A 21874-nucleotide genomic window follows, 5' to 3' on the forward strand; every position below is an offset into this window, starting at 1 on the left:
GGTTTCCATCATGGCATATAACAACGACAGACCGGAGCGCGACAACCGCCGTGGCCGCAAGGGCCGCAAAAAGGTTTGCAGCTTCTGCGTCGATAGAATCGATACGATCGATTACAAGGATGTGGCCAAGCTTCGCCGCTTTATTTCCGAAAGGGCAAAGATTCTGCCCCGCCGTGTGACCGGCACTTGTGCGCATCACCAGCGTGAACTGACCGTCGCGATCAAACGCGCCCGTCATCTTGCGCTGCTTCCGTTCAGCAGTGACTGATTGATTTTGCATTTCAAGCGGACGCAATTGCGTCCGCTTTTTCTTTTTATCTGAATAACGACAGGAGGATCCCTATGCTTATCGATGCGCATGTCCATATGTTTTCCGAGAAAATCGCTCAAAAGGCACTCATCAATCTTGCAAACATCTGTAAAAGCCCCTATTTTACCAATGGCACGCTTGCAGATACCAAAGAAAAGCTGCAGGAATGGGGCGTCGACGCGGCCTTTGCAATGAATATTGCCACCAAACCCAGCCAGCAGACCATTGTCAACAACTGGGCCGCCTCCATCGATGACTCCATGTTCTATTCCTTCGGTTCGATACATCCGGATGCGCCGGATGCACTTGATGAACTGCGGCGCATCAAGGAACTGGGGCTGTACGGCGTCAAGCTGCATCCGGACTACCAGGAATTCATGATTGACGATCCAAGGCTCTTCCCCATTTACGACGCGATTGCCGCGTTGGAACTGCCGGTCACCTTCCACACCGGATGGGACCCCCTGTCCCCCAACCTCGTCCACGCTTCCCCAAGAGCGGTGGTCAAGGTTGCCAGGCAGTTTCCCAAGCTGACCATTATCGCAGCGCACATGGGCGGTATGGCGCTTTACGGGGAATCCGAGGAATATGTCGCAGGACAAAACATCTTCATTGATACGGCAATGTCGGCGCGCCTCTGCCAACCGGAGCAGTTTGAACGAATTGTCTCCAAACACGGTTCCGAGCGGGTGCTTTTTGGCAGCGACTGTCCGTGGAGCCGATCCTGCGATGAATTTGATTTTATCGAACGCACCCATCTGAGCGACCGGGAAAAAGAAAACATTTACTATAAAAACGCGCAGGCGCTGCTGCGTCTTTGAACAATGGAAACGCCCCGTGATAAGTGGTTCAAAGAAAACCACTTATTACGGGGCGTTTCCATACAAAAATGCGGCATTGGAGATTTCTCCACGCCGCACTGTAATCTCTGAATTTATTCTGACATCCGAGGAGCCGTCTGCCCCTCGATTCCAGCCGAAGAATCTTCCTCAGAGGAAGACGAAGGCTCTAATTCATCCTTTTTGGGGCCGCTGCTGATTACAAGGACCACCTGCGAACCATACGCAAGGAGGTCTCCTTCGCTTTTGTTCTGGTACCCAATGGTCAACCCTGCTTCTACAACGTCGCTGTACGCTTCCGTTTTTGTTGGAACAAACCCCGCCGCCGTTACGGTTGTGGACGCTTCGGCCAGCGTCATTCCAAAAACAGACGGGAGTTTGCGCATTTCCGCGCCTTTGCTCACTACGACTACAATGGAGGTTCCATACTCTACCATCTCACCCGGCGCCGGAGATTGGGAAATGATCTCGCCCTCCGGTACTTCATTGTTAAACTGTTCCGAGGAACGGAGTATCTGGTACTCTCCGCCGGAAGACGTCGTTTCCGTGAGAGAAGCATAGCTCTGGCCAATCAGGGTTGGTACTTCAATCAACTCGCCCGTGTTTTCCGCAGGGATGCTGGAAGCAAGGGGCGCCATCGCGGGCGATTCCGAAGAGGCGCCGGAACTGGTTTCAGACTGTCCGCTTACAGTTGACATGGAATTTGCACCGGTCTGCAGCGGCACCATCCCTCCATTGGACAACCAGAAAACACCGATCGCCGTAAAGAGCACCAAAGCCAACGCACAGGGAATGAGCACCCATGCGGCCGCGGGCGCACTACTTTTCTTCTTCTCCGAATAAGAGGAGGAAGCCTGCAGCAGCACCTCCGGGTCTTCAATCGTCGCCGTAATCGTAGGCGCGGCGGAAAGCTCCGCGCGCAACCGTTCAAACGTAGCGGTTCTCTGATCCGGCATCACCTGCAAAGCGTTCGCCAAAGCCGTCACCACGTGCGGCGGAATCGTCCGCAGGATCGAGGTGGAGATCAGCAGGCGGGCGTCTGTGCGGCGTTTTAAAGCGTCCTGCGGCAGCTCTCCTGTCAACGCAAAAAAGAGGGAGGAAGCAAAACCATAGACGTCCGTGGCTTCGTCCGGCGCGTAACCCACCACATATTGTTCGATAGCCGCGCATCCCGGCACCAGATGCATCGGCAGCTCCGTATCCGCGCGGCGGATCGCCGGAATACAAAAACCGCCCAGCTTCATTTTCCCATCCTTCATGATACAGAGCGTATCCGGAGAGATTCCCAGGTGGTTGATCTTTGCCGCGTGCATGGTACTGAGCGCGGATAAAACCGGCATAAACAACGGGCGGGCTTCATTCCAGCCCAAGCTACCGCCGCTGCGCTCGATAAAATAGCGCAGCGTAATGCTTTCTTCCCACTCTGAGACCGTATAAGCCGTGTGGTTTTCTTCAAAAATATCATAGCTTTGAATGATTGGGGTCAAATCGCGCAGATGCGCAATCTCGCGGGAAAAACTTAAAAAATCCGCCAGATACTGGCTGAAGACCAGCTCGCTTCCCGCCTTTACCCGAATCTCCGTGCTGCCGTCCGTTCTCCCGCAAATCGCCTGCGGAAAAAACTCCCGTAGTTCAACCGGAATATGCAGAACCGTATCATATCCGATATAAAGGGTTCCTTCTCCATTGCTGGATTTTGCACTTCCTACAATATACCGGTCCTGCAGGACCGTGCCAACCGGCAGCGCATACGGCTCCTGTACACCGCCCGACTGGCAGCCGCAATGGGGACATTCATTTTTTCCGGCTGTATCGGACATGCAGTTCATGCACAGATTTTCAAAGCCAGTCATGTCGCTTCCTCCGCTTTATCAATGTTTGGAAAGGATATATCCTTATTGTTGCTGAAAAAAATCCGTTTTATTCGTCGTCATCCTCATCCGCATTTTCCCAGTTATGCCAAACATTCTGCACATCGTCGTTGTCTTCCAGTGCATCCAAAAGCTTCCGCATCTTAATGATGGACTCTTCTTCTGTCAAAGCGGTATAGGTGCTCGGAACCATTTCCACCTCGGCGGAAACAAATTCATAGCCCTTCTGCGTCAGATCATCCAGAACGCCGCTGAAGTCCTCCGGCTCGGTGTATACCTCAAATACGTCCTCGTCGGCCTGAAAATCCGAAGCGCCCGCCTCCAGGCAGTCCTCCATGACCTTGTCCTCTTCCAGTCCCTCTTTTTCGATCACGATAACGCCCTTCTGAGAGAACATAAAGGAAACGCAGCCCGTGGTTCCCAGATTGCCGCCAAACTTGTCAAAATAGTGGCGCACATCGCCTGCCGTACGGTTGCGGTTGTCCGTCAGGGCCTCTACGATTACGGCGATGCCGTTCGGGCCATACCCTTCATAGGTCATGTTTTCATACTTGGTATCGTCGCCTTCGCCCGCCGCCTTTTTGATGATGCGGTCGATATTTTCGTTCGGCACGTTCGCCGCCTTTGCCTTAGCAATACAGTCCTTCAACTTGGAGTTGGAAGCCGGATCCGGACCGCCGCCTTCTTTTACAGCTACCGCCAATTCACGGCCGATTTTGGTAAAAATCTTCGCTTTTGCGCCGTCGGTCTTTTCCTTTTTCCTTTTAATGTTGTTCCACTTAGAATGGCCTGACATATAAAATCCTCCTGCATGTTAAAGTCTCCGGACCGGGCCGTTAATCCGCTCTGATTCCGGATATGATAGAATTTTGTAAGTTTACATTACGTTTTATCATAGCACATTTCTCTCTTTATGGCAAGGGCCGCGCCTTTCGCGCGCTCCGAAGCCTCCGCTGCTTCCCGCTCTGCCGCACGGTCCGTCCCGCTCCAGACAACCGTATCTACCAGGCGGGTATTCATCACGGAAAAGATCATCTTGAGCTGCCGCTCCATGACTTCCGCTCCGTCGCCGCTGCCGCAGGCGGCCAGCAGTACCGCGCGCTTCGGTTTTTCAATCGGCGGCTTCTTCCCCAGGGAAAACCGCGCCTCAAAATATCGCTGGGTGCGGTCCATAACCGCCTTGAGCGGCGCGGGAAAGGTAAGGTTGTAAACCGGGCTCGCGACAACCAGCAGGTCGGCCCGCCGGATATACGTATCAATCCTGTCAAAGTCCGGATTGGAGCAGCCTTCCTTTTTTTTGCAATAGCCGCAGGCTGTACAGGGCGCAATCTGTTCCGCATACGCGTCCACAAAATCCACTGCCCTGCCGTCAAACGGCTCCAGAAAGGCACGCAGCAGCCGGGCAGTGTGTCCGTCCGCGTGCGGAGAACCGTACAAAACCAGAATCTGCATCTTAAATTAACGTCCTTCCGTCGCAGTATTTACATTCCAGCATGTCGCCGGATGCAAAAAAGAGCTTCGGCAGGTACGTTTCCGTTTGGGTGATACATTTGGGATTGGAGCAACCGGCCGGATGGCTGTCCCGGATCGGGGGTTTTTTCCGCTTGTACTGGGGATTCATCAGCATGCTGAAAATGAGCGCCATGCGCGCGTACATCCCATAGACCGTCTGCTTAAAATAGGCGGCGCGCGGATCGTCGTCGACGTCCGGCGTGATCTCGTCGACGCGCGGCAGCGGATGCAGCACTTTCAAATCCCGTTTCCCCATGTTCAATTTTTCTTTATCCAGCACGTAAACGCCCTTCTGCGCCTCATACTGCGCCTCGCTGGCAAAGCGCTCCTTCTGGATACGCGTCATATACAGCACGTCCAGCATCGGCATCGCCTCGCTCAGGCTGGATACCTCGACAAACTTGCAGCCCGCCGCGTGCATAATGTCTTTGACGTAGTTGGGCAGCGCCAGCTCCGGTGTGGAAATCAGCACAAAGGAATTCCCCCGGTAGCGCGTCATTGTCTTAATCAGGGAATGGACGGTGCGTCCATATTTCAGGTCCCCGCACAGGCCGATGCAGAGATTGTCCAATCGTCCTTTTTCATTATATAAGGTTACCAGATCGGTCAACGTCTGCGTGGGATGCAAATGCCCGCCGTCCCCGGCGTTGATCACCGGCGAGCGCGAGTACATGGCCGCCGCCTCTGCCGCACCCTCCAGCGGATGCCGGACCACCAATATATCCGCGTAGCCGCTGACGACGGTAACCGTATCCTTTAAACTCTCTCCCTTGCTGACGGAAGAGCTCTGCGGGTTGTCAAATCCGATCACTTCCCCGCCCAAGCGGAGCATCGCCGTCTGAAAGGACATTTTCGTACGGGTGGACGGCTCATAAAACAAGGTCGCCATGATTTTTCCCCGGCAGGATTCGCCGTACTCCTTTGGGTAATTGCGGATCTGGTTGGCCAGCGCGATCATTTCTCCAATCTCATCCAAACTGGACTGATCCAGATCGATCATATTGCTGATCTGTACAATGCCGCCCAGTTTGCTGAGCTGGACCGTATCGCGAAACTGATTGATATCCAAACGTACCACCTCTTTGTATTTTTCCCATTCTATCATTCTTCCACTTATTTTACAACCCGCTCCCCCAAACTTCGACGCCAAATATTGGAGTGCTGGAATTAATAGAACATCTCTTGACATTTCCCCCTCTTTTTCGTAAAATAATGTATCAGCGATTTAATAATTAATATTGTAAACTACTTTAGAAGGCGCACTTGGTGCATATACATGAATGGTCAATCAATGCCGTTGGGCTAAGAGAGGGTGTCATTTTGAAAGTCGGGTTAGACGTCGGCTCCACCACGATCAAGTGTGTGGTGCTCGACGACCAGAATCAGATCATCTACAAATCGTACGAGCGTCATCTCTCGCAGATTACGCAGAAAATTTCAGAACTTCTGACAAAAATACGGGACAAGGTTCTTCACGGCGCGGACGCGCAAATTACTATATCCGGTTCCGCCGGTATGGGCGTTGCAGAAACATGCGACCTCCCCTTTATGCAGGAAGTGTACGCCACGCGCGTCGCCATTGGCAGGCTCATTCCGGATGCGGACGTCATCATTGAGCTTGGCGGTGAAGACGCGAAAATTTTGTTCCTCTCCGGCGGTATGGAGGTCCGCATGAACGGTACCTGCGCCGGCGGCACAGGCGCTTTCATCGATCAGATGGCCACGCTTCTGGACATTTCTCCAAACGAAATGGACCAGCTTGCGGAACAGTATGAAAAAATCTATACCATTGCTTCCCGCTGCGGCGTGTTCGCAAAGTCCGATATTCAGCCGCTGCTCAACCAGGGCGCGCGCAAAAGCGATATTTCCGCCAGTATTTTCGCCGCTGTCGCCAACCAGACCATCGCCGGTCTGGCACAGGGCCGCAAAATTGCCGGGAACGTTGTGTATCTGGGCGGACCGCTGACCTTCCTCCCGCAGCTGCGCCAAGCGTTCGACACAGCGCTGCACGTAAAAGGGATTTGTCCGGAAAATTCCTTGTACTTTGTCGCACTGGGCGCGGCCTTCAGCAGCGATACCGCAGTCGACATCGACATCGCTTTAAAAAACGTAGCCTCTTATGGAACAAAGGCCGCGTTCTTATCCATAGACCCGCTCTTCAACAATCAGGAAGAGTTCGACGCATTCCAAAAACGGCACGAAAGTTGCCGTGCAAAGCGCGGCGATCTCAATACATATAAGGGCCCTGCCTATCTCGGCGTCGACGCGGGCTCCACCACGGTGAAAACCGTTTTGATGGGACCCGGCGGCGAAGTGTTGGACTCTACATATCAAAGCAACTCCGGCAACCCGGTGCCGATCATCAGAGAATATCTGCTGGGGCTTTACAAAGCGCATCCGGACATTCAAATCCGTTCCTCGGCTGTGACCGGCTACGGCGAAGAGCTCCTGAAGAATGCCTTTGGCATCGACTTCGGCATTGTTGAGACGGTTGCGCATTTTACCGCCGCCAAACATTTCCTGCCCGATGTGGATTTTGTCATCGACATCGGCGGACAGGATATGAAATGCTTTAAAATCCGCAACGGCGCGGTGGACAATATCTTTTTAAACGAGGCCTGTTCCTCCGGCTGCGGCTCCTTCTTGCAAACGTTTGCCAACACGCTGGGATACGGCATTGAAGAATTTGCCAGGCTGGGCCTGTTCGCCAGGCATCCGGTTGACCTCGGTTCCCGCTGCACGGTGTTTATGAATTCCTCTGTTAAACAGGCGCAGAAGGACGGCGCAACCATGGAGGACATTTCCGCGGGCCTTTCCGTCAGCGTTGTAAAAAATGCAATTTACAAGGTCATCCGCGCGTCCTCTGCCTCTGAACTGGGCAAAAACATTGTCGTTCAGGGAGGCACCTTCCTGAACAATGCCGTCCTGCGCGTTTTTGAAAAGGAACTGGGCGTCAATGTGGTGCGCCCGGACATTTCCGGCCTGATGGGCGCGTACGGTGCGGCGCTTTACGCTGCGAAGAAGGCGGGCGGTTCCAGCACCCTGCTTCCCCTGTCCGAGCTGGAACACTTCAAGCACGAGGTCAAGGTCACTTCCTGCGGTCTTTGCAACAACAATTGCCGCTTGACCATCAATATCTTTGGCGGCAACCGGCGCTTCATCGGCGGCAACCGCTGTGAAAAGCCGGTCACCAAGCGCTCCGGGCAAAGCGAACAGAATATGTACGCCTATAAGCTGCAGGCGCTCCGCTCCTATCAGCCGAAGCCGGGGCCGCGCGGCAAAATCGGCCTGCCGATGGGCTTAAACCTGTATGAGCTCCTGCCGTTCTGGTACACCTTCTTTACCCAGCTCGGGTTTGAAGTGGTAACCTCCCCGCTTTCTTCGCGGGAGTTGTACATCAAGGGGCAGGCCAGCATTCCCAGCGACACGGTCTGCTTCCCAGCCAAGTTGATGCACGGCCACGTCGACGCGCTGATCGAGCAGGGCATTCAAAATATCTTCTACCCCTGCATGTCCTATAACTTTGATGAAAAGCTGGGCGACAATCATTACAACTGCCCGGTAGTGGCCTATTACCCGGAGGTCATTGCGGCAAATACCAGCGAGCTGAACGGACTGCATTTTATTCACGATTATGTGGGCATCCACCGCAAGCGTGACTTTCCCGTGAAAATGCATGCCATTCTGGAACAGTATTTTGACGGCATCCCTCTGGCGGAGGTGAAACAGGCGGCAAAGGCCGCCTACGGCGCCTACGACGCCTTCATGGAGCAGATCCGTCAGAAGGGCAACGAGATGATTGAGGAAGCGCGCAAGCAAAACAAGCCGATCATAGTTCTCAGCGGGCGCCCCTACCATCTGGACCCGGAGATCAATCATGGCATCGACAAGCTGATTACCAGCCTGGGCGCGGCGGTCATCTCTGAAGACGTCATCAGCCCCAACGTGAAGAAGTTCCGTGTGGGCGTGTTGAACCAGTGGACGTACCACTCCCGCCTGTACGCTGCTGCGGAATATGTCGGCACACAGAAGGACATGAACCTGGTACAGCTCGTCTCGTTCGGCTGCGGCGTGGACGCCATCACGACCGACGAGGTGCGCAGTATCCTTGAAAAGCATGAAAAGATTTATACACAGATCAAGATAGATGAAATCACCAACCTCGGCGCGGTAAAAATCCGGCTTCGCAGCCTGTTTGCCGCTCTGGAGGGTTGACCGGGAGTTCCCGGCTGTGATCGGGCCTGTGCCTGATCCGAAAGGAAGATACGATATGGCAGAATTGCAATTTGATAAAACCGGCCGTCTCCTCTTTACAAAAGAGATGAAAAAGGAATACACCATCCTCTGCCCGATGATGCTTCCCATTCATTTTGAGCTGTTTGTGGACGTATTCCGCAACTGTGGTTACAATGTGGAACTGCTGACCACCAGCGGCCCCAACATCGTGACGGAAGGCCTGAAATATGTCCATAACGATACCTGCTACCCCGCCTTGCTGGTCATTGGACAGTTCATCGACGCCCTGCACAGCGGGAAATATGACCTGGACCGCACCGCCCTGATCATCACCCAGACCGGAGGCGGCTGCCGCGCCAGCAACTACATCCATCTGCTGCGCAAGGCGCTGCACAAAGCGGGGCTGGATCAGATTCCGGTTATCTCCCTGAACCTTTCCGGACTAGAACGCAACCCCGGATTCTCCATCACGCTGCCGATGATCCGCAAGATGGCGGCGGCGGTCGTCTACGGGGACGCGCTGATGCTGTTGAACAACCAAGTCAAGCCGTATGAGCTGGAACCGGGCGCAAGCGAACGCATGGTACAGAAATGGACCAAAGACCTGTGCGCGCAGTTCCGCCAGGGAAAAGGCATGGGCCTGAAGAGCGAGGAAGTCAATCTGTGCCAGATTGTAAAGGACTTTGCTTCTATTCCGATGCAAAAGGTACCGAAGGTCAAGGTCGGCGTCGTTGGGGAAATTTATGTAAAATATGCGGCGTTCGCCAACAACCATCTGGAGGATTTCCTGGCGGAGCAGAACTGCGAGGTCAATGTACCCGGCCTGATGAGCTTCGTCCAGTTCAAGGTGGACAATCGCTTGGAGGACATCAAGCTGTACGGCGGCAGTAAGGCCAAGTACATGGTGGTCAAAACCCTGATGGACTACGTCACCAAGATGCAGGATATTCTGATCCGGGCCGTCAAGACCGAACCCAAATTTGCCCCGCCCGCCACCTACGAGCACATTAAGAGCCTTGTCGAGGGCGTGATTGGCTACGGGGACAAGATGGGAGAAGGCTGGCTCCTCACGGCGGAAATGTTGGAGTTGGCGGAATCGGGCTTTGAAAACATCGTCTGCGCGCAGCCGTTCGGCTGCCTGCCCAACCACATCTGCGGAAAGGGGATGGTCCACCGCATCAAAAAGGTTGCACCCAATTCCAACATCGTTCCCATCGACTACGATCCCAGTGCCACCCGGGTCAACCAGGAAAACCGTATCAAACTGATGCTCGCGGTCGCCCGTGAAAATCTGGCCGCCGAGACAAAACAGGAGGTTTCTGGCAAATGAAAAAGATGTTGAAAGAATTTAAGGAATTTGCAGTGCGCGGCAATGTGATGGATATGGCCGTCGGCGTCGTAGTTGGCGGCGCGTTCAGTAAAATTGTCACCTCTTTGGTGGACAGCATCATTATGCCGGCGCTTTCCCTGATTACCGGAAAGGTCAATCTGTCCGATCTGGCTTTTACAATGCCGGTTTCCGGCACCGCTCCCATCGTGCTGGCATACGGCAGCTTCTTGCAGACCGTATTGGATTTCATCCTGATTGCGTTCTCTGTCTTCCTGATGATAAAGTTTATCAACCGCTTCCATAAAAAGAAGGAAGAACCGCCCAAGGCGGAGCCGCTTCCCAGCAAGGAAGAAGTGCTTTTGACAGAGATTCGTGATTTATTGCAGGCGCAAAACGAAAAATAAACAGATGCAAAAGACGGCAGGAAATATCCTGCCGTCTTTTTTATTACATTAAGAAAATCATTAGATTTTTAACCTCTGAATGTATCAAAAAATCTTTTCCTCCCAGGTCAACCGGAAAGCACGTAAAAACCAATGAGGGCAAGCTGTTTTTTATCTGCTGTTGCTCTCCAAACCGGTGATCTCCTGTCCGCCGCGCCGCAGCTTTGCCTCCACAGTCACAACAAACCTGGCATCCGCCATCTCCTGCTTCCAGTTTTCTCCATGCGCTCTCCAGTATTCCGGATCGCTTTTGTACACATGACGGCCAAAGTTAAAAATATCGCTGCTGTTCTTTTTAACGCCAGTGATGATCGCTTCTTCACATTCCTGCTTTAAACGCTGTCCCAAAAGCTTCTCCAGATTCTGATACATCTGACTGTCCAGCTTTTTTCCGCTGACCATATCCGCCGCGCCGATGGTCGCGCCGCATTGAACCTCAATATCAAAACGGAGCGACTCCTCCTCTATGACGGGTTCTATTTTGGCGTCCGCTTTTTCCAGCTCAAAGGTTACTTTGCCGATTTCCGGCACATTGAGAACCTCCGTACCGCCTTCCAGCCTCCCGGTCAACAGCAGAAATCCGCGCGTTTCTTTTTCGTCGAGCTGGGTTTTCAGCTTATCCCCCTGAAACACGGCTGTACCTGTCGCCATGATCTCCTTTTCCTGCTTCTGTACAACAGGCAAATACGGAGACGAGCCTTCGCCGCGGAGCTGGTTGATTACATCCAGCATCTCCGCATTGGCGGTTTTACCGTTGTACTTGCCCGCTTTGGCGACCTCCGCGATTTCACGCGCCTGTACATATTTTCCGTCTTCTTTTTTGGTATTCAGGATGCTTTCCGCTGTGCCGTCCGCCATCAGTACGTTGACCGTGGGATGCGCCTCCGGATAGCGGATAAAAAAATCGACCGTATCGCTCAATCCCCGCTGGGCGCACGATTTTCCCAGTACCAACAGCAGGCTGTGGCTGTACAGCGGCTTTTTTCCGGTTGAAAGGGTGACCGCATTCATTGCATCCATTGCGGATTTCCCTTCTCCCTGCAAGACCGCCACGGCGTCTTCGTCCTTCTCCCCCACCTGGCTGACCTGCATCGTCGCCTTATAGGAATCGTTTTCATAATCGATTCCCACACCTTGGATCAAAAGCCGCTGGCTCAGCTGCACCTGATAATGGCAGCCCTGCAGCAGAAAGCTGCACAGCAGGCAGATCAAAAGAGCGGCACAGATTCTTTTTTTCATACCTTTGCATCCTTCCCTGAAAGCTTTTTCTTTTTGACGACGTCAACCACCAGCAGGATGCCGGGAAATAAAACCGCCGCACAGCACGTCAGGATAAAGAGCAGCGGCACGCCGTAAAAAAGGCGCTGCAGCGGCAGGGACTTCGTCGTCAGTACCGACAGAACCGCAACCGTAACCGCACCAAACGGCAACACAATCCGGCTTGCCATTTTGTTGGTCGCTTTCCGGACGCACGTCATGAACAGATAGGCGTCCGTAGACATCTGGATGATCAATCCCGCTGCCCAAATCGTGATAAAAACAACGTCCAGCCGTTCCAGAATGCCGGCGTCCGCCAGAGCGGCAGCCGTGTACACCGGAAACAGCTGGTTTTTTAAATAGCTTCCGCCTACGCCAACCATTCCCAGGATTAAAAATGAAATCAGGCTGTAGACTCCCACATTCCATGCGACAAATCCGCGTTTTTTCTTTCCATGGACGCGCGGCAGCAGCAGCGCCATTGTGGCAAAGCCCGTGCTGCGGGCCAAAAACAGAGCGGTACCGGTCAGCATCTGTTCCGGCCCGTTGTAGAGCAGCGGCTCATAATTGATCGTCTGTATCTTGGGCAGAAGGGCCACGCCAATCCATACAATGCCGATCACCATGATGACCAAGACAAACCCGGCGGTGCGCGCCACCGCTTCAATCCCCTGATAGGCCGTATAGCAGATCACAGCCACAATGGCAAACGCAATCAGCCAGACCGGCATCAAGGGCTCCATGACATTGTTCAGGAACAGCTGAAAGAAAGACAGATAATAGCTGTCAATCGCCATAAAATACAAACCATAGAGAAGCACAAAAAGAATCATGCCCGGCTTTCCCAGCAGCTTTTCGGACAGGTCCAAAACATTTTCCGTCCGGTTGCGCCGATACAAAAAATACAAGGGGATAATGGCGATAAAATTAATGCCCAACGCAAGCACCGCAGACAGGATGTTATCCAGCAGATTGCTACCGCCGCCCAAGAGGGTGTTGAACGTCAGCATAATGACGCTTCTGTTGACAAAAAGGATGGAAAAAAGCTGTCCGGCGCTGATACAATATTTTCTTTGCGTCATAATTCATTTCCTTTTTGATCCGCATTTTTGATATCCGAGCCCGGCATATTCTGCACCAGCTCCACATCCTTGGAAAGCACCCGCCAGCTTGCCCGTACCAGCACGTCGCGCATACTCTTCAAGTTAAAGGGCGACAGCGGCGCGCTGAAGGGAATCTGGTATACCATCTCGCTGCAAATATTGATGATCATGACCATCAAGCCCAGAGCCAATCCCCAAAAACCCAGCGTACCGCCCACAATAATAAAGGCAAAGCGCATCAGCGCAATCGGGCCGTACATGTTCGGTGTGACATAGGATGCGGTCGCCGTCAAAGCGATGACCATCAGCGTCGGCGCGCCCACCAGTCCGGAGTTAACGGCCGTTTCTCCGATGACCAGCGCGCCGACAATACTGACCGCGTTGCTGAGCGGCTGCGGAACCCGCAGGCCCGCTTCACGCATGATCTCATATAAAAAGTGAATGATAATCGCTTCCAGCATCACGGGAAAAGGTGTGGTCGCCTCTGCCTGCGCAATTTTCAGCATCAGCGCCTCCGGCAAGAGCTCCGGATGGAAGGTTGTGGCGGACACATAGAAGCCCGGCAGAAATACTGCCAGGAAGAAGGAAAAGAATTTTAGCCAACGGCTGAATGTGGCGTAAAACGGGCGGAACGCGTAGTCGTCAAAGCTTTGGAAATTCTCCACAAAGAGATGCGGCACGACCAGTACGTTTGGCGTACCGTCCACAATGACAGCGACGCGCCCTTCCGAAATCTTCCCGCAAACCGTGTCCGGCCGCTCCGAAAGGCCGACGCCGGTAAAAATGAAATGGCTGCTCCGCCGCACCATCTGGTGGGAAATGTAGCCGGCGGCCAGCACGGTTTCCATTTGCACCTCTTTAATCCGCTTTTTGACGCGGTTGAGCACCTCAGGTGAAACCGTATCCCGCAAATAGCAGATGCAAATGTTTGTCTTGCTTTCTTTTCCTATGGTAAACAGCTCAAATTTGAGCTTCGGCGTGTGCATTCTGCGCCGGATCATCGACATATTGATCAGGAAGGGCTCCACAAAGCCCTCGCGGGAGCCGCGCTGCGTGACTTCGTTCTGCGGCTCGGAAATGCCGCGGAACGAAAAGCCCTGCACGCTGAACGCCATCATGCGGATGCAGCCGTCGATCGCCAGGAGCGCAAACCCGTTCATCAGCTTCTGCATCGCCGCATCGTATGTGTCCACCGCCGATTGATCCACTGTAGCCAATGTATTGTTGCAGATGTAATCAAATTTTTTGACCGGGTCCTGTTCCAGAATTGTGCCGTTCAGTATGGGATTCATAATCCCCTGCGCGATGACCTGCTTATTGACCATGCCTTCCAGCGTCAGCAGGGCTGCATCTGTACCCGTAATCTCAAATTTGCGCATCACAAAATCGGCGCTGCCGTCAAACTGTGTATCGAAGTAGTTTAAATTCTCTTTCAGGGATGCTGCCATCATTGCTATCACCTCATCACGGTTAATTTTGACAGTCCGCCCGGCAATTATACACGCTTTCTTTGCAATCCTCTTCCCGGAATTTCAGCCGAAAACAGAATAAATCGTTGGTAACCGTCCATACTGTTTCCAGATACAAATGAAAAATGATCTTCGCAGCCTGTGTATGCGGAGTGAAAATCCAAACAGAATGGTGGCATTAACGTATGGCAATCTCTTTAATCAGAACCCTGCTGCTATACATAGTGATTATTGTAGCAGTCAGACTGATGGGCAAGCGGCAGATCAGCGAACTGCAGACCAGCGAGCTGGTGGTCACCCTGCTGATTTCCGATATTGCGGCGATTCCGATGCAGGATACCGGTCAGCCTCTGGTGAGCGGTTTTATTCCCATCGCGGTGCTGGTCATGTGTGAAATCCTGGTTTCCGTTTTAATGCTGAAAATCCCCAAATTCCGCAGGATAGTCTGCGGGCGTCCCATCGTCGTAATCAGCGACGGCAAACTGATCCAGGCGGAAATGAAACGGCTGCGCATGTCCACTGAAGACCTCGGCGAACAGCTGCGAGAAAAAAGCGTGTTCAGCCTGGAGGACGTCGCCTATGCGATCATCGAGACAAACGGCAAGCTCAGCGTCATCAAAAAACCGGATAAAGAAACGCCCACCGCCGGCATGATGGGCGTGGCCCTGCCGAACACCGGTATCGAAACGGTCGTCGTCAGCGACGGCGTCATTTCGGAATTTGCCACAAAACTCTGCAACAAAACGCCGGAATGGATAAAAGGCGTCCTGCATGCAAAAAATGTACGATTGGAAGATGTATTTATTATGACCGCCAACACAAAGGGCGACTACAATATCATTCCAAAGGAAATATAAGGAGGGAAATCCGATGAAACGGCTTTGGGCCTCTGCTGTTATTCTGGTGGTTACCCTGACGCTTTGCTGGTTGGGAATCAGCACCACGCTCAACCGTTCCACTCATTTGAGCGAAGCCCTGGATCAGGCGCAGGAAGCCGTAGAAAGCGGCGACATTGCAACCGCCATCCAGTTGAGCGAACAGGCGGAATCCGATTGGAGGGATTCCCATACTATTATGTGTACGTATATCCCCCATACGCGTCTGGAATCGCTTGACATGTCCCTGTCCACATTGGCGCCGTTGCTGCGGCACGGCGCCCTGGACGAGTTCTCCGCCGAACGGGCGCGCGCATCCGCACAAATTGCCAGCCTGCGGGAAACGGAACTGCCTACTTTACAAAACATTTTATAAATACCAGAAACGGCGGCTGTGTTTTTTCATAACACGGCCGCCGTTTTTCGATCATCCCATACAAAAAGGACAGCCGGAAAAATCCCGCTGTCCTTGCTTCTGTTCTTTTAAGACCGGGATTTCATAATCCGGTCCAGCTCTTCTTTAAATGTGGCAATATCCTTAAACTCCCGGTAAACGGACGCAAACCGCACATACGCCACTTCATCCAGCTCTTTCAGCTTTCCCATGGCAAGCCTGCCAATCTCGTGGGAGGGTACCTCCCTGTCCAGGGAATTCTGCATACTTCCCTCGATCTCATCCACCACGCGCTCCAGCATGGCAATGGAAACCGGACGCTTCTCACAAGCACGCAGCAAGCCGTTCATCAGCTTATTGCGGTCAAAACACTCGCGCGATTTATCTTTTTTAATCACAATCAAAGGAACGGTTTCAATCACTTCATAAGTAGTAAACCGTTTCGCACATTTCAGGCATTCTCTGCGCCGCCGAATACGCTCCCCTTCGTCTGTGGGACGGGAATCGATCACCTTGCTCTCTTCATAACCGCAATATGGGCATTTCACATGCATTACCCCTCTACTATAGCGTTGGATTCTTTAGGCTAATTGTAACATATTTGTAACGGTTTATTCAAGCTTTTTAGATCGAAAAGTTCAAGAAAAACTTAAATCAGACGTTCTACGACCGACCTCGCCATGGAAACCTCCTGCAAATTTTTAAAATTGCTCCGGTAAACCTCGATGATCAGATCCCCCCGATAGCCAAAGTCTGCAATCAATCTGCGAAAACGGTCGTAATCCATCTCGCCGCATCCCGGCAGCAGGCAATCTGATTGGGGCGTGTTGTCATTGATATGAACATGGATCAGTCGCTCTCCCATCGCGGCGCAGACGGCGTAAGGGTCCTGCCCCGCACGGACCGCCTGTTTTATATCGCATACAAACGCACAGGCGTCTTTCAAATACGAGCGCATCTGAGAAATAAACGCGGGCGTTTCGCTGCGGAACTGGTTGACATTTTCCTGCGCCAGAGTCACGCCGTAGCTCTTTCCCAGAGCATACAGAGCCGCGTAGCGTTCAAAGTATGTTTCCTTTGTCAATTTGCTGTATTGGTAGTCCCGTTGTCCGTGCAGCACCACAATTTCCGCGCCCAGCAAATTTGCGGCTTCAAAATACTGCTTATAAAATTCCAAACTGTCCCGAAATCTGCGCTCATACTCCGAAAACAATAAAAAGCCTTCGTATCCGGAGGTAAACGGATGGACTGATTTAATCCGGGCGCCGTACGCGTCCGCGTGCTTTTTTAATTCTTTTAAATATACCGGAGAAAGCTCAGAAAACGTATTTAAAAACACTTCAAACAGGCGAAAATCCATGGAAAGCAGCGTGGAAAGCGACTGCTCCAGTTCCATGGGATATAGGCAAGCTGTGGAAATCCCCACCTGCATATGCGCAGCACTCCTTTTTGTTTGCTGAACCCCGTCCAGCGTTGATTTGCTTATTATATCATCGAATGAATGAAAAATCCAGTTTATTCAAGGGGATTCCCGTGCATACTAAAAATAAAAAACCTGAAAGGCGGTAACAAGGATGGTCACCAATCAAAATACACAGCTGTTAAAAGAAATCTACGAGGCGTCCGCCATGGGGATGGAGGCAACCAAACTGGTCCTCCCCAAAGTGACCGATGAATCTCTGCGCGGAGAAATTGAGCGGCAGGCACAGAAATACAAGGGACTGGCCGTAAAAACCGAAAAAATGCTGGCCAAGCAGGGCGAAACGCCGGATACCGAACCCGCCATGAAAAAAGCCATGCTGTGGGGCTCCGTACAAATGAACACGCTGGTCGATTCCTCCCCCACGCACATTGCGGAGATGATGATCAGCGGCACCACCATGGGCATCATCGACATGACCAAAAAACTGAACCAGCTGGACGAAGCCGACGCGGGCGCCAAAAAGCTGGCGGAAGAATATATCCAGGGCGAGCAGAAAAACATTGAAATTCTGAAGCAGCATTTGGGGTCTGTTTAAGCACGTACGCTTCAAACCGGCGTTTCATACCCAAACGATTTTTTGCTGTTCTGATCTATAACACACTTATCCAATTTTTCTGTGGTATCCTGTTCACTAAGAAGGAGGTGAGCCGGATGGTACAGATGATAGAAGAGCTTTACAATAGCTTTTACAGACAACCAAAATTCATGGAAGAAGATCGGCGTCTTCACGCAAATGAAGCGCTGCTCAAGAAAAATTTCTCCAAGTGGCAGAAGAAAATTTTGCTGCGTATTATCGATGATAAAAACCTGGTTTGTGATAAGACTTCACTGGACAGCTTTGCCGCAGGTTTTTGCTTTGGACAAAGGCTGGCAACCGAGGTGTATGAATGCAAAGGCATTTCATCCGAAGATGATTGTGACAATATTCTGATGTATGCTGGGTCTCGCTCTTTATAACCACGACGAAATGAAACCCCTCAGAAATTCTCTGTATCTGTGACCAAATAACCCCGGTCTTGATTTCATTCCGCAAATTCTTTATAATGGTAGGGAACGTCATTTGGCGTTCCCTATTTTATATGACAGCCACTGCGCACGGCAGCGCCAGTGGTTTCTACAAAGGAGAATCCCAATGGCCTTGCTGAGCGCAAGCAATCTTCATAAATCTTACGGCACGGACCTGGTGTTCCGCGCCGCTTCCTTTGAAATACAGGAGGGCGACCGGATCGGCCTGGTGGGCGTGAACGGTTCCGGCAAAACCACGTTATTCCGCATCCTGACCGGCGAGGAAAACGCCGACGAAGGCGACGTCTACAAAGCAAATTCCACCGTTTTGGGATATATGGAACAGCATGTCTGCCGCGACCTGGAGCGCAGCGCATACAGCGAGGTGCTGACCGTTTTTGCAGATCTGCTCTCCATTGAAAAGGAACTGGACACAATCAATCTGCAATTGCAGGTACATCCTTCGGACGAGCTGATCGAACGCCAAGCGCTGCTGAACGACCAGTTCGTTCACTCCGGCGGGCTCACCTGCCGGGCACGGGCACGTTCCACCCTGTTGGGCCTCGGCTTTGACGATCAACAGATGAGCATGCCCATCGGCGTGTTGAGCGGCGGGCAAAAGGCCAAGCTGCAGCTGGCTAAAATGCTGCTCTGCGGCGCAAACCTGCTGCTGCTGGACGAGCCGACCAACCATCTGGACATCGCCTCCGTCGAGTGGCTGGAGGACTTCCTCCGTTCCTACAGCGGTTCCTTCATCGTCATTTCCCATGACCGTTATTTTCTGGACCGCATCACCAACCGCACTTTCGAGATGGAAAACCACAAGCTCACCCTGTACAAGGGCAACTATACCAACTACTTGCAGCAAAAGGAGGAAAACAACCTCGCCTTGCAGCGCAAGTACGACAACACCACAAGGGAAATCCACCGCATTGAGGGCATTGTCGCCCAGCAGCGGCAGTGGAACCGGGAAAAAAGTATCAAGGCCGCGGAAAGCAAAATGAAAATGATCGAGCGGTTGGAAAGCACGCTGGAGCGCCCGGACGATAAGGTGGAAACCATTCACTTTGATTTTGGCATCAACCAGCGGGGCGGCAACGACGTCCTGACGGTCGATCATCTGGCGCTGGGCTTTGATGGAAAGGCGCTGTTCCGCAACGTTAATATGCACGTCAAACGCGGCGAGCGCATCTTCCTGATCGGGCCGAACGGCTGCGGCAAAACTTCCTTTTTAAAAAGCCTGCTGGGTATTTACAGCCCTTCCGGCGGAGAGGTCCGCTTCGGCACAGGGATCGATACCGGGTATTACGACCAGATTCAGGAGGGGCTGCATCCGGAAAAGACTGTTCTGGACGAAATCTGGGACTCCTATCCCCGCATGACGCAGACGGAAGTCCGCAATGCGCTGGCGGTCTTCCTCTTTAAAGGGGAAGATGTGTTCAAAAGCGTGTCCGCCCTGTCCGGCGGCGAGCGTGCGCGCGTCCTGCTGCTGCGCCTGATGCTCTCCCGCGACAATTTCCTCCTGCTGGACGAACCGACCAACCATTTGGACATCGGCTCGTGCGAGGCGCTGGAAAACGCCCTGCAAAGCTATGAAGGCACCCTGTTCATCGTTTCCCACGACCGCTATCTCATCAACAAGATCGCAGACCGCATCTATTATCTGGACGAAAACGGCGCGAAGGAATACGCCGGCAACTACGATTATTATCTGGAAAAAACAAAGGCGGCGGCTGTGGAAAAAGCACAGTCCGCCGTCCCGAAGGAAAACGCCTATAAGCAGCGCAAAGAACGCGAAGCTGCCATCCGCAAGGACCGCGCAGCGCTCAAGCGTCTGGAAGCACGCATCGCAGAGACAGAAGAAAAGATTGCGGAGACAGAGGCAGAGCTCTGCAAACCGGAGGTCGCCAGCGATTATCAGGCGACGTTGGAGCTGGCGCAGGCGCTGGAGGCGCTGAAGGAAGAAAACGAAACGCTTTTCCTGGACTGGAGCGCACTCAGCGAAAAACTGGAAGAACAGGAAACACAACAATAAAAGCCCAGCCAACCGGCTGAGCTTTTCCTTCTTTACGACGCCCTCTGGAAAACCGCCACCTGCTGCAGGAAATCCTGCACTTCCGGCGCGTCGCTGTCTACTTCAATTTGAATCGGTTTTGATAAATCCAGGCTGAAGACGCCCATAATGGATTTCGCATCAATTTTATATTTGTCCGTTGTCAGATGGATCCCAAAGGGAAACTGATTTGTCAGCGATACAAACTTCTTCACTTCTTCAATGCTTGTCAGCATAATCTGTGTCTTACACAATGCCATTACCTCCATCTCTTTTCGTTTCTTATTTTATAATCATATCGCAGGTAAAAGACCGGGTCAATACATTATTTGTAAATTTTATTACATACAGGAGCTTCAAAATGAAAGTTAGCGTACTCACCCTCGGCTGTAAAGTCAACCAATATGAATCGCAGGCCATGCTGGAACAACTGGTTTCCGCGGGGTTTTCCGCATGTGAAACCTCCATGGAAAGCGACGTGGTGCTGATTAATTCCTGCACCGTCACCGCAACCAGCGACCAGAAGGTGCGCCAGACGCTGCGCCGCGCCCGGCGGGCCAATCCCAACGCCGTGATTGTGCTCACCGGCTGTATGCCACAGGCGTTTCCCGAACTGGCGGAACAGCTGACTGACGCGGATATTGTTTTGGGCAACTCCAACCGGCGCTCCCTTTTGCCGGACATCCTGCAATATCTCTCCTCCCGCCAGCGCATTGTGGACATTGTCCCGCATGAAAAGGCCGCCGCATTTGAAAGCATGCACGTCGACCGTTTTTATGAGCGCACCCGCGCCTTCATCAAAATCGAGGACGGCTGCAACCGCTTCTGCTCCTATTGCATTATCCCCTACGCACGGGGCCGGGTTCGTTCCAAACCGCTGGAGGAATTGAAACAGGAGGTTGCGGACATCGCGGCAAACGGCTACCGGGAAGTCGTGCTGACCGGCATCAACCTCTCCGCCTACGGGCAGGAGCTTGGCCTGCACCTATGCGACGCGGTGGAGGCCGCCTGTAAACCGGAGGGGATTGCGCGCGTCCGTCTCGGCTCCCTGGAGCCAGAGCAGCTCAGTGAGCCTGTCATTGCCCGTCTGGCGCGGCAAAAGAAGCTCTGCCCGCAGTTCCACCTCTCCCTGCAAAGCGGCTGTGACGAGACGCTAAAGCGCATGAACCGCCACTATACCGCCGACGAATACCGCACCATTGTCCGCAATCTGCGCGCGGCGTTTCCAAACGCCGCCATTACCACGGACATCATGGTGGGATTTCCCGGGGAAACCGAAGAGGAATTTGCGGAATCTCTGGCCTTTGCCGAAGAAATCCGCTTCGCCAAAGTGCATGTATTTGCCTACTCACGCCGCCCCGGCACCAAAGCCAACGACGCGCCCAGTCAGGTGACGCAGCGCATCAAAGAAGAACGCAGCCGCCGTATGATCGCATTGACGCAGAAAACCAAGGAAGCCTTTTTTCAGGAGCAGCTCGGCCGCACGGAAGAGGTTCTCTTCGAGCGCGAAACCGCCAAACATGTTTATGACGGGTACACAGAAAACTATACCCCCGTCAAGGTCAGCAGCACAGAAAATCTCTGCGGCCAGATTCGGCCGGTCACTTTGCGGGAGTCTGACGCGGAATGCTGCTTTGGCAAACTGATCTGAAAACCTGTGCAGAATCCTTTCATACCCGCGAGTATCCTGAACA

At 52.8% G+C, this 21874-nt stretch carries 21 protein-coding genes; 11 read left to right on the top strand and 10 right to left on the bottom strand.

Annotated elements, in window-relative coordinates; translation table 11 throughout:
- The first annotated feature begins 10 nt into the window (after window positions 1-10).
- Window positions 11-268 (top strand): 30S ribosomal protein S18, encoded by a 258-nt coding sequence (rpsR, locus tag I4V53_RS08330; RefSeq protein ID WP_050698354.1) that lies wholly within the window; start codon window positions 11-13, stop codon window positions 266-268.
- A gap of 74 nt (window positions 269-342) precedes the next feature.
- Window positions 343-1131: an amidohydrolase family protein gene (locus I4V53_RS08335; RefSeq protein WP_286167084.1), complete on the top strand. Its 789-nt coding sequence runs from the start codon at window positions 343-345 to the stop codon at window positions 1129-1131.
- A 113-nt stretch (window positions 1132-1244) separates the two neighbouring features.
- On the opposite strand, the gene I4V53_RS08340 is transcribed toward I4V53_RS08335, so the two are convergent.
- From I4V53_RS08340 to pyrB, 4 genes are all read right to left on the bottom strand, one after another.
- A complete protein-coding gene (locus I4V53_RS08340; protein ID WP_195985232.1) occupies window positions 1245-3002 on the bottom strand; it encodes a PASTA domain-containing protein in 1758 nt (585 codons plus the stop codon).
- A 67-nt stretch (window positions 3003-3069) separates the two neighbouring features.
- The gene (locus I4V53_RS08345) at window positions 3070-3816 is read right to left on the bottom strand and encodes a YebC/PmpR family DNA-binding transcriptional regulator (protein WP_195985233.1); all 747 of its coding nucleotides are present in this window, start codon (window positions 3814-3816) and stop codon (window positions 3070-3072) included.
- A gap of 86 nt (window positions 3817-3902) precedes the next feature.
- On the bottom strand, window positions 3903-4472 hold the full coding sequence (locus tag I4V53_RS08350; RefSeq protein ID WP_195985234.1) for a flavodoxin family protein: 570 nt from the start codon (window positions 4470-4472) through the stop codon (window positions 3903-3905).
- Between the two features lies 1 nt (window position 4473).
- Entirely contained in the window at window positions 4474-5532 is a 1059-nt protein-coding gene (gene pyrB, locus I4V53_RS08355) for an aspartate carbamoyltransferase (RefSeq protein WP_207747875.1), read from the bottom strand.
- A 320-nt stretch (window positions 5533-5852) separates the two neighbouring features.
- Here pyrB and I4V53_RS08360 point away from each other — a divergent pair, with 320 nt between their 5' ends.
- The 3 genes from I4V53_RS08360 to mscL are packed head-to-tail and all read left to right on the top strand — an operon-like array spanning window position 5853 to window position 10502.
- A complete protein-coding gene (locus I4V53_RS08360; protein ID WP_195985235.1) occupies window positions 5853-8747 on the top strand; it encodes an acyl-CoA dehydratase activase in 2895 nt (964 codons plus the stop codon).
- Window positions 8748-8802: 55 nt separating this feature from the next.
- Window positions 8803-10098, top strand: coding sequence for a 2-hydroxyacyl-CoA dehydratase (locus I4V53_RS08365; RefSeq protein WP_195985236.1), 1296 nt, complete (start codon window positions 8803-8805; stop codon window positions 10096-10098).
- The gene (gene mscL, locus I4V53_RS08370; protein ID WP_286167085.1) at window positions 10095-10502 is read left to right on the top strand and encodes a large-conductance mechanosensitive channel protein MscL; all 408 of its coding nucleotides are present in this window, start codon (window positions 10095-10097) and stop codon (window positions 10500-10502) included. The genes I4V53_RS08365 and mscL overlap by 4 nt, the downstream gene beginning before the upstream one ends.
- 150 nt (window positions 10503-10652) lie before the next feature.
- Here the strand turns inward: mscL and I4V53_RS08375 are convergent, their stop codons facing one another.
- The 3 genes from I4V53_RS08375 to I4V53_RS08385 are packed head-to-tail and all read right to left on the bottom strand — an operon-like array spanning window position 10653 to window position 14352.
- Window positions 10653-11780 (bottom strand): Ger(x)C family spore germination protein, encoded by a 1128-nt coding sequence (locus tag I4V53_RS08375; RefSeq protein ID WP_195985237.1) that lies wholly within the window; start codon window positions 11778-11780, stop codon window positions 10653-10655.
- Window positions 11777-12880 (bottom strand): GerAB/ArcD/ProY family transporter, encoded by a 1104-nt coding sequence (locus tag I4V53_RS08380; protein WP_195985238.1) that lies wholly within the window; start codon window positions 12878-12880, stop codon window positions 11777-11779. The genes I4V53_RS08375 and I4V53_RS08380 overlap by 4 nt, the downstream gene beginning before the upstream one ends.
- Window positions 12877-14352, bottom strand: coding sequence for a spore germination protein (locus I4V53_RS08385; RefSeq protein WP_195985239.1), 1476 nt, complete (start codon window positions 14350-14352; stop codon window positions 12877-12879). Before I4V53_RS08385 ends, I4V53_RS08380 begins: the two co-directional genes overlap by 4 nt.
- Window positions 14353-14555: 203 nt before the next feature.
- Here I4V53_RS08385 and I4V53_RS08390 point away from each other — a divergent pair, with 203 nt between their 5' ends.
- Entirely contained in the window at window positions 14556-15227 is a 672-nt protein-coding gene (locus tag I4V53_RS08390; protein WP_195985240.1) for a DUF421 domain-containing protein, read from the top strand.
- A gap of 13 nt (window positions 15228-15240) precedes the next feature.
- Window positions 15241-15621 carry a DUF4363 family protein gene (locus I4V53_RS08395; protein WP_195985241.1) on the top strand — a complete coding sequence of 127 codons (381 nt, stop codon included), beginning with the start codon at window positions 15241-15243 and terminating at the stop codon, window positions 15619-15621.
- 107 nt (window positions 15622-15728) lie between these two features.
- Here the strand turns inward: I4V53_RS08395 and nrdR are convergent, their stop codons facing one another.
- Together nrdR and I4V53_RS08405 are read right to left on the bottom strand one after the other, a co-directional pair.
- Window positions 15729-16187 carry a transcriptional regulator NrdR gene (gene nrdR, locus I4V53_RS08400; protein WP_195985242.1) on the bottom strand — a complete coding sequence of 153 codons (459 nt, stop codon included), beginning with the start codon at window positions 16185-16187 and terminating at the stop codon, window positions 15729-15731.
- A 101-nt stretch (window positions 16188-16288) separates the two neighbouring features.
- On the bottom strand, window positions 16289-17071 hold the full coding sequence (locus I4V53_RS08405) for a sugar phosphate isomerase/epimerase family protein (protein ID WP_195985243.1): 783 nt from the start codon (window positions 17069-17071) through the stop codon (window positions 16289-16291).
- 142 nt (window positions 17072-17213) lie between these two features.
- On the opposite strand from I4V53_RS08405, the gene I4V53_RS08410 reads away from it, so the two are divergent.
- From I4V53_RS08410 to abc-f, 3 genes are all read left to right on the top strand, one after another.
- Window positions 17214-17657: a hypothetical protein gene (locus tag I4V53_RS08410; protein WP_195985244.1), complete on the top strand. Its 444-nt coding sequence runs from the start codon at window positions 17214-17216 to the stop codon at window positions 17655-17657.
- Window positions 17658-17773: 116 nt separating this feature from the next.
- A complete protein-coding gene (locus I4V53_RS08415; RefSeq protein WP_195985245.1) occupies window positions 17774-18079 on the top strand; it encodes a DUF6809 family protein in 306 nt (101 codons plus the stop codon).
- A 175-nt stretch (window positions 18080-18254) separates the two neighbouring features.
- Window positions 18255-20162 carry a ribosomal protection-like ABC-F family protein gene (gene abc-f / locus I4V53_RS08420; RefSeq protein ID WP_195985246.1) on the top strand — a complete coding sequence of 636 codons (1908 nt, stop codon included), beginning with the start codon at window positions 18255-18257 and terminating at the stop codon, window positions 20160-20162.
- Between the two features lie 32 nt (window positions 20163-20194).
- On the opposite strand, the gene I4V53_RS08425 is transcribed toward abc-f, so the two are convergent.
- Entirely contained in the window at window positions 20195-20440 is a 246-nt protein-coding gene (locus tag I4V53_RS08425) for an HPr family phosphocarrier protein (RefSeq protein WP_050698370.1), read from the bottom strand.
- 101 nt (window positions 20441-20541) lie between these two features.
- Between I4V53_RS08425 and mtaB the strand changes: the two genes are divergently transcribed.
- Entirely contained in the window at window positions 20542-21831 is a 1290-nt protein-coding gene (mtaB, locus tag I4V53_RS08430) for a tRNA (N(6)-L-threonylcarbamoyladenosine(37)-C(2))-methylthiotransferase MtaB (RefSeq protein WP_195985247.1), read from the top strand.
- Window positions 21832-21874 lie beyond the last annotated feature (43 nt).

This window comes from Clostridium sp. D33t1_170424_F3 (genome assembly GCF_015667585.1).
Classification (GTDB): domain Bacteria; phylum Bacillota; class Clostridia; order Oscillospirales; family Acutalibacteraceae; genus Anaeromassilibacillus.

Excerpts from the sequence above, each read along its gene's own strand:
- rpsR (WP_050698354.1), top strand. The coding sequence starts at position 11 with ATGGCATATAACAACGACAGACCGGAGCGCGACAACCGCCGTGGCCGC.
- I4V53_RS08335 (WP_286167084.1), top strand. The coding sequence starts at position 343 with ATGCTTATCGATGCGCATGTCCATATGTTTTCCGAGAAAATCGCTCAA.
- I4V53_RS08340 (WP_195985232.1), bottom strand. The coding sequence starts at position 3,002 with ATGACTGGCTTTGAAAATCTGTGCATGAACTGCATGTCCGATACAGCC.
- I4V53_RS08345 (WP_195985233.1), bottom strand. The coding sequence starts at position 3,816 with ATGTCAGGCCATTCTAAGTGGAACAACATTAAAAGGAAAAAGGAAAAG.
- I4V53_RS08350 (WP_195985234.1), bottom strand. The coding sequence starts at position 4,472 with ATGCAGATTCTGGTTTTGTACGGTTCTCCGCACGCGGACGGACACACT.
- pyrB (WP_207747875.1), bottom strand. The coding sequence starts at position 5,532 with ATGATCGATCTGGATCAGTCCAGTTTGGATGAGATTGGAGAAATGATC.
- I4V53_RS08365 (WP_195985236.1), top strand. The coding sequence starts at position 8,803 with ATGGCAGAATTGCAATTTGATAAAACCGGCCGTCTCCTCTTTACAAAA.
- mscL (WP_286167085.1), top strand. The coding sequence starts at position 10,095 with ATGAAAAAGATGTTGAAAGAATTTAAGGAATTTGCAGTGCGCGGCAAT.
- I4V53_RS08375 (WP_195985237.1), bottom strand. The coding sequence starts at position 11,780 with ATGAAAAAAAGAATCTGTGCCGCTCTTTTGATCTGCCTGCTGTGCAGC.
- I4V53_RS08380 (WP_195985238.1), bottom strand. The coding sequence starts at position 12,880 with ATGACGCAAAGAAAATATTGTATCAGCGCCGGACAGCTTTTTTCCATC.
- I4V53_RS08385 (WP_195985239.1), bottom strand. The coding sequence starts at position 14,352 with ATGATGGCAGCATCCCTGAAAGAGAATTTAAACTACTTCGATACACAG.
- I4V53_RS08390 (WP_195985240.1), top strand. The coding sequence starts at position 14,556 with ATGGCAATCTCTTTAATCAGAACCCTGCTGCTATACATAGTGATTATT.
- I4V53_RS08395 (WP_195985241.1), top strand. The coding sequence starts at position 15,241 with ATGAAACGGCTTTGGGCCTCTGCTGTTATTCTGGTGGTTACCCTGACG.
- I4V53_RS08405 (WP_195985243.1), bottom strand. The coding sequence starts at position 17,071 with ATGCAGGTGGGGATTTCCACAGCTTGCCTATATCCCATGGAACTGGAG.
- I4V53_RS08410 (WP_195985244.1), top strand. The coding sequence starts at position 17,214 with ATGGTCACCAATCAAAATACACAGCTGTTAAAAGAAATCTACGAGGCG.
- I4V53_RS08415 (WP_195985245.1), top strand. The coding sequence starts at position 17,774 with ATGGTACAGATGATAGAAGAGCTTTACAATAGCTTTTACAGACAACCA.
- abc-f (WP_195985246.1), top strand. The coding sequence starts at position 18,255 with ATGGCCTTGCTGAGCGCAAGCAATCTTCATAAATCTTACGGCACGGAC.
- I4V53_RS08425 (WP_050698370.1), bottom strand. The coding sequence starts at position 20,440 with ATGGCATTGTGTAAGACACAGATTATGCTGACAAGCATTGAAGAAGTG.
- mtaB (WP_195985247.1), top strand. The coding sequence starts at position 20,542 with ATGAAAGTTAGCGTACTCACCCTCGGCTGTAAAGTCAACCAATATGAA.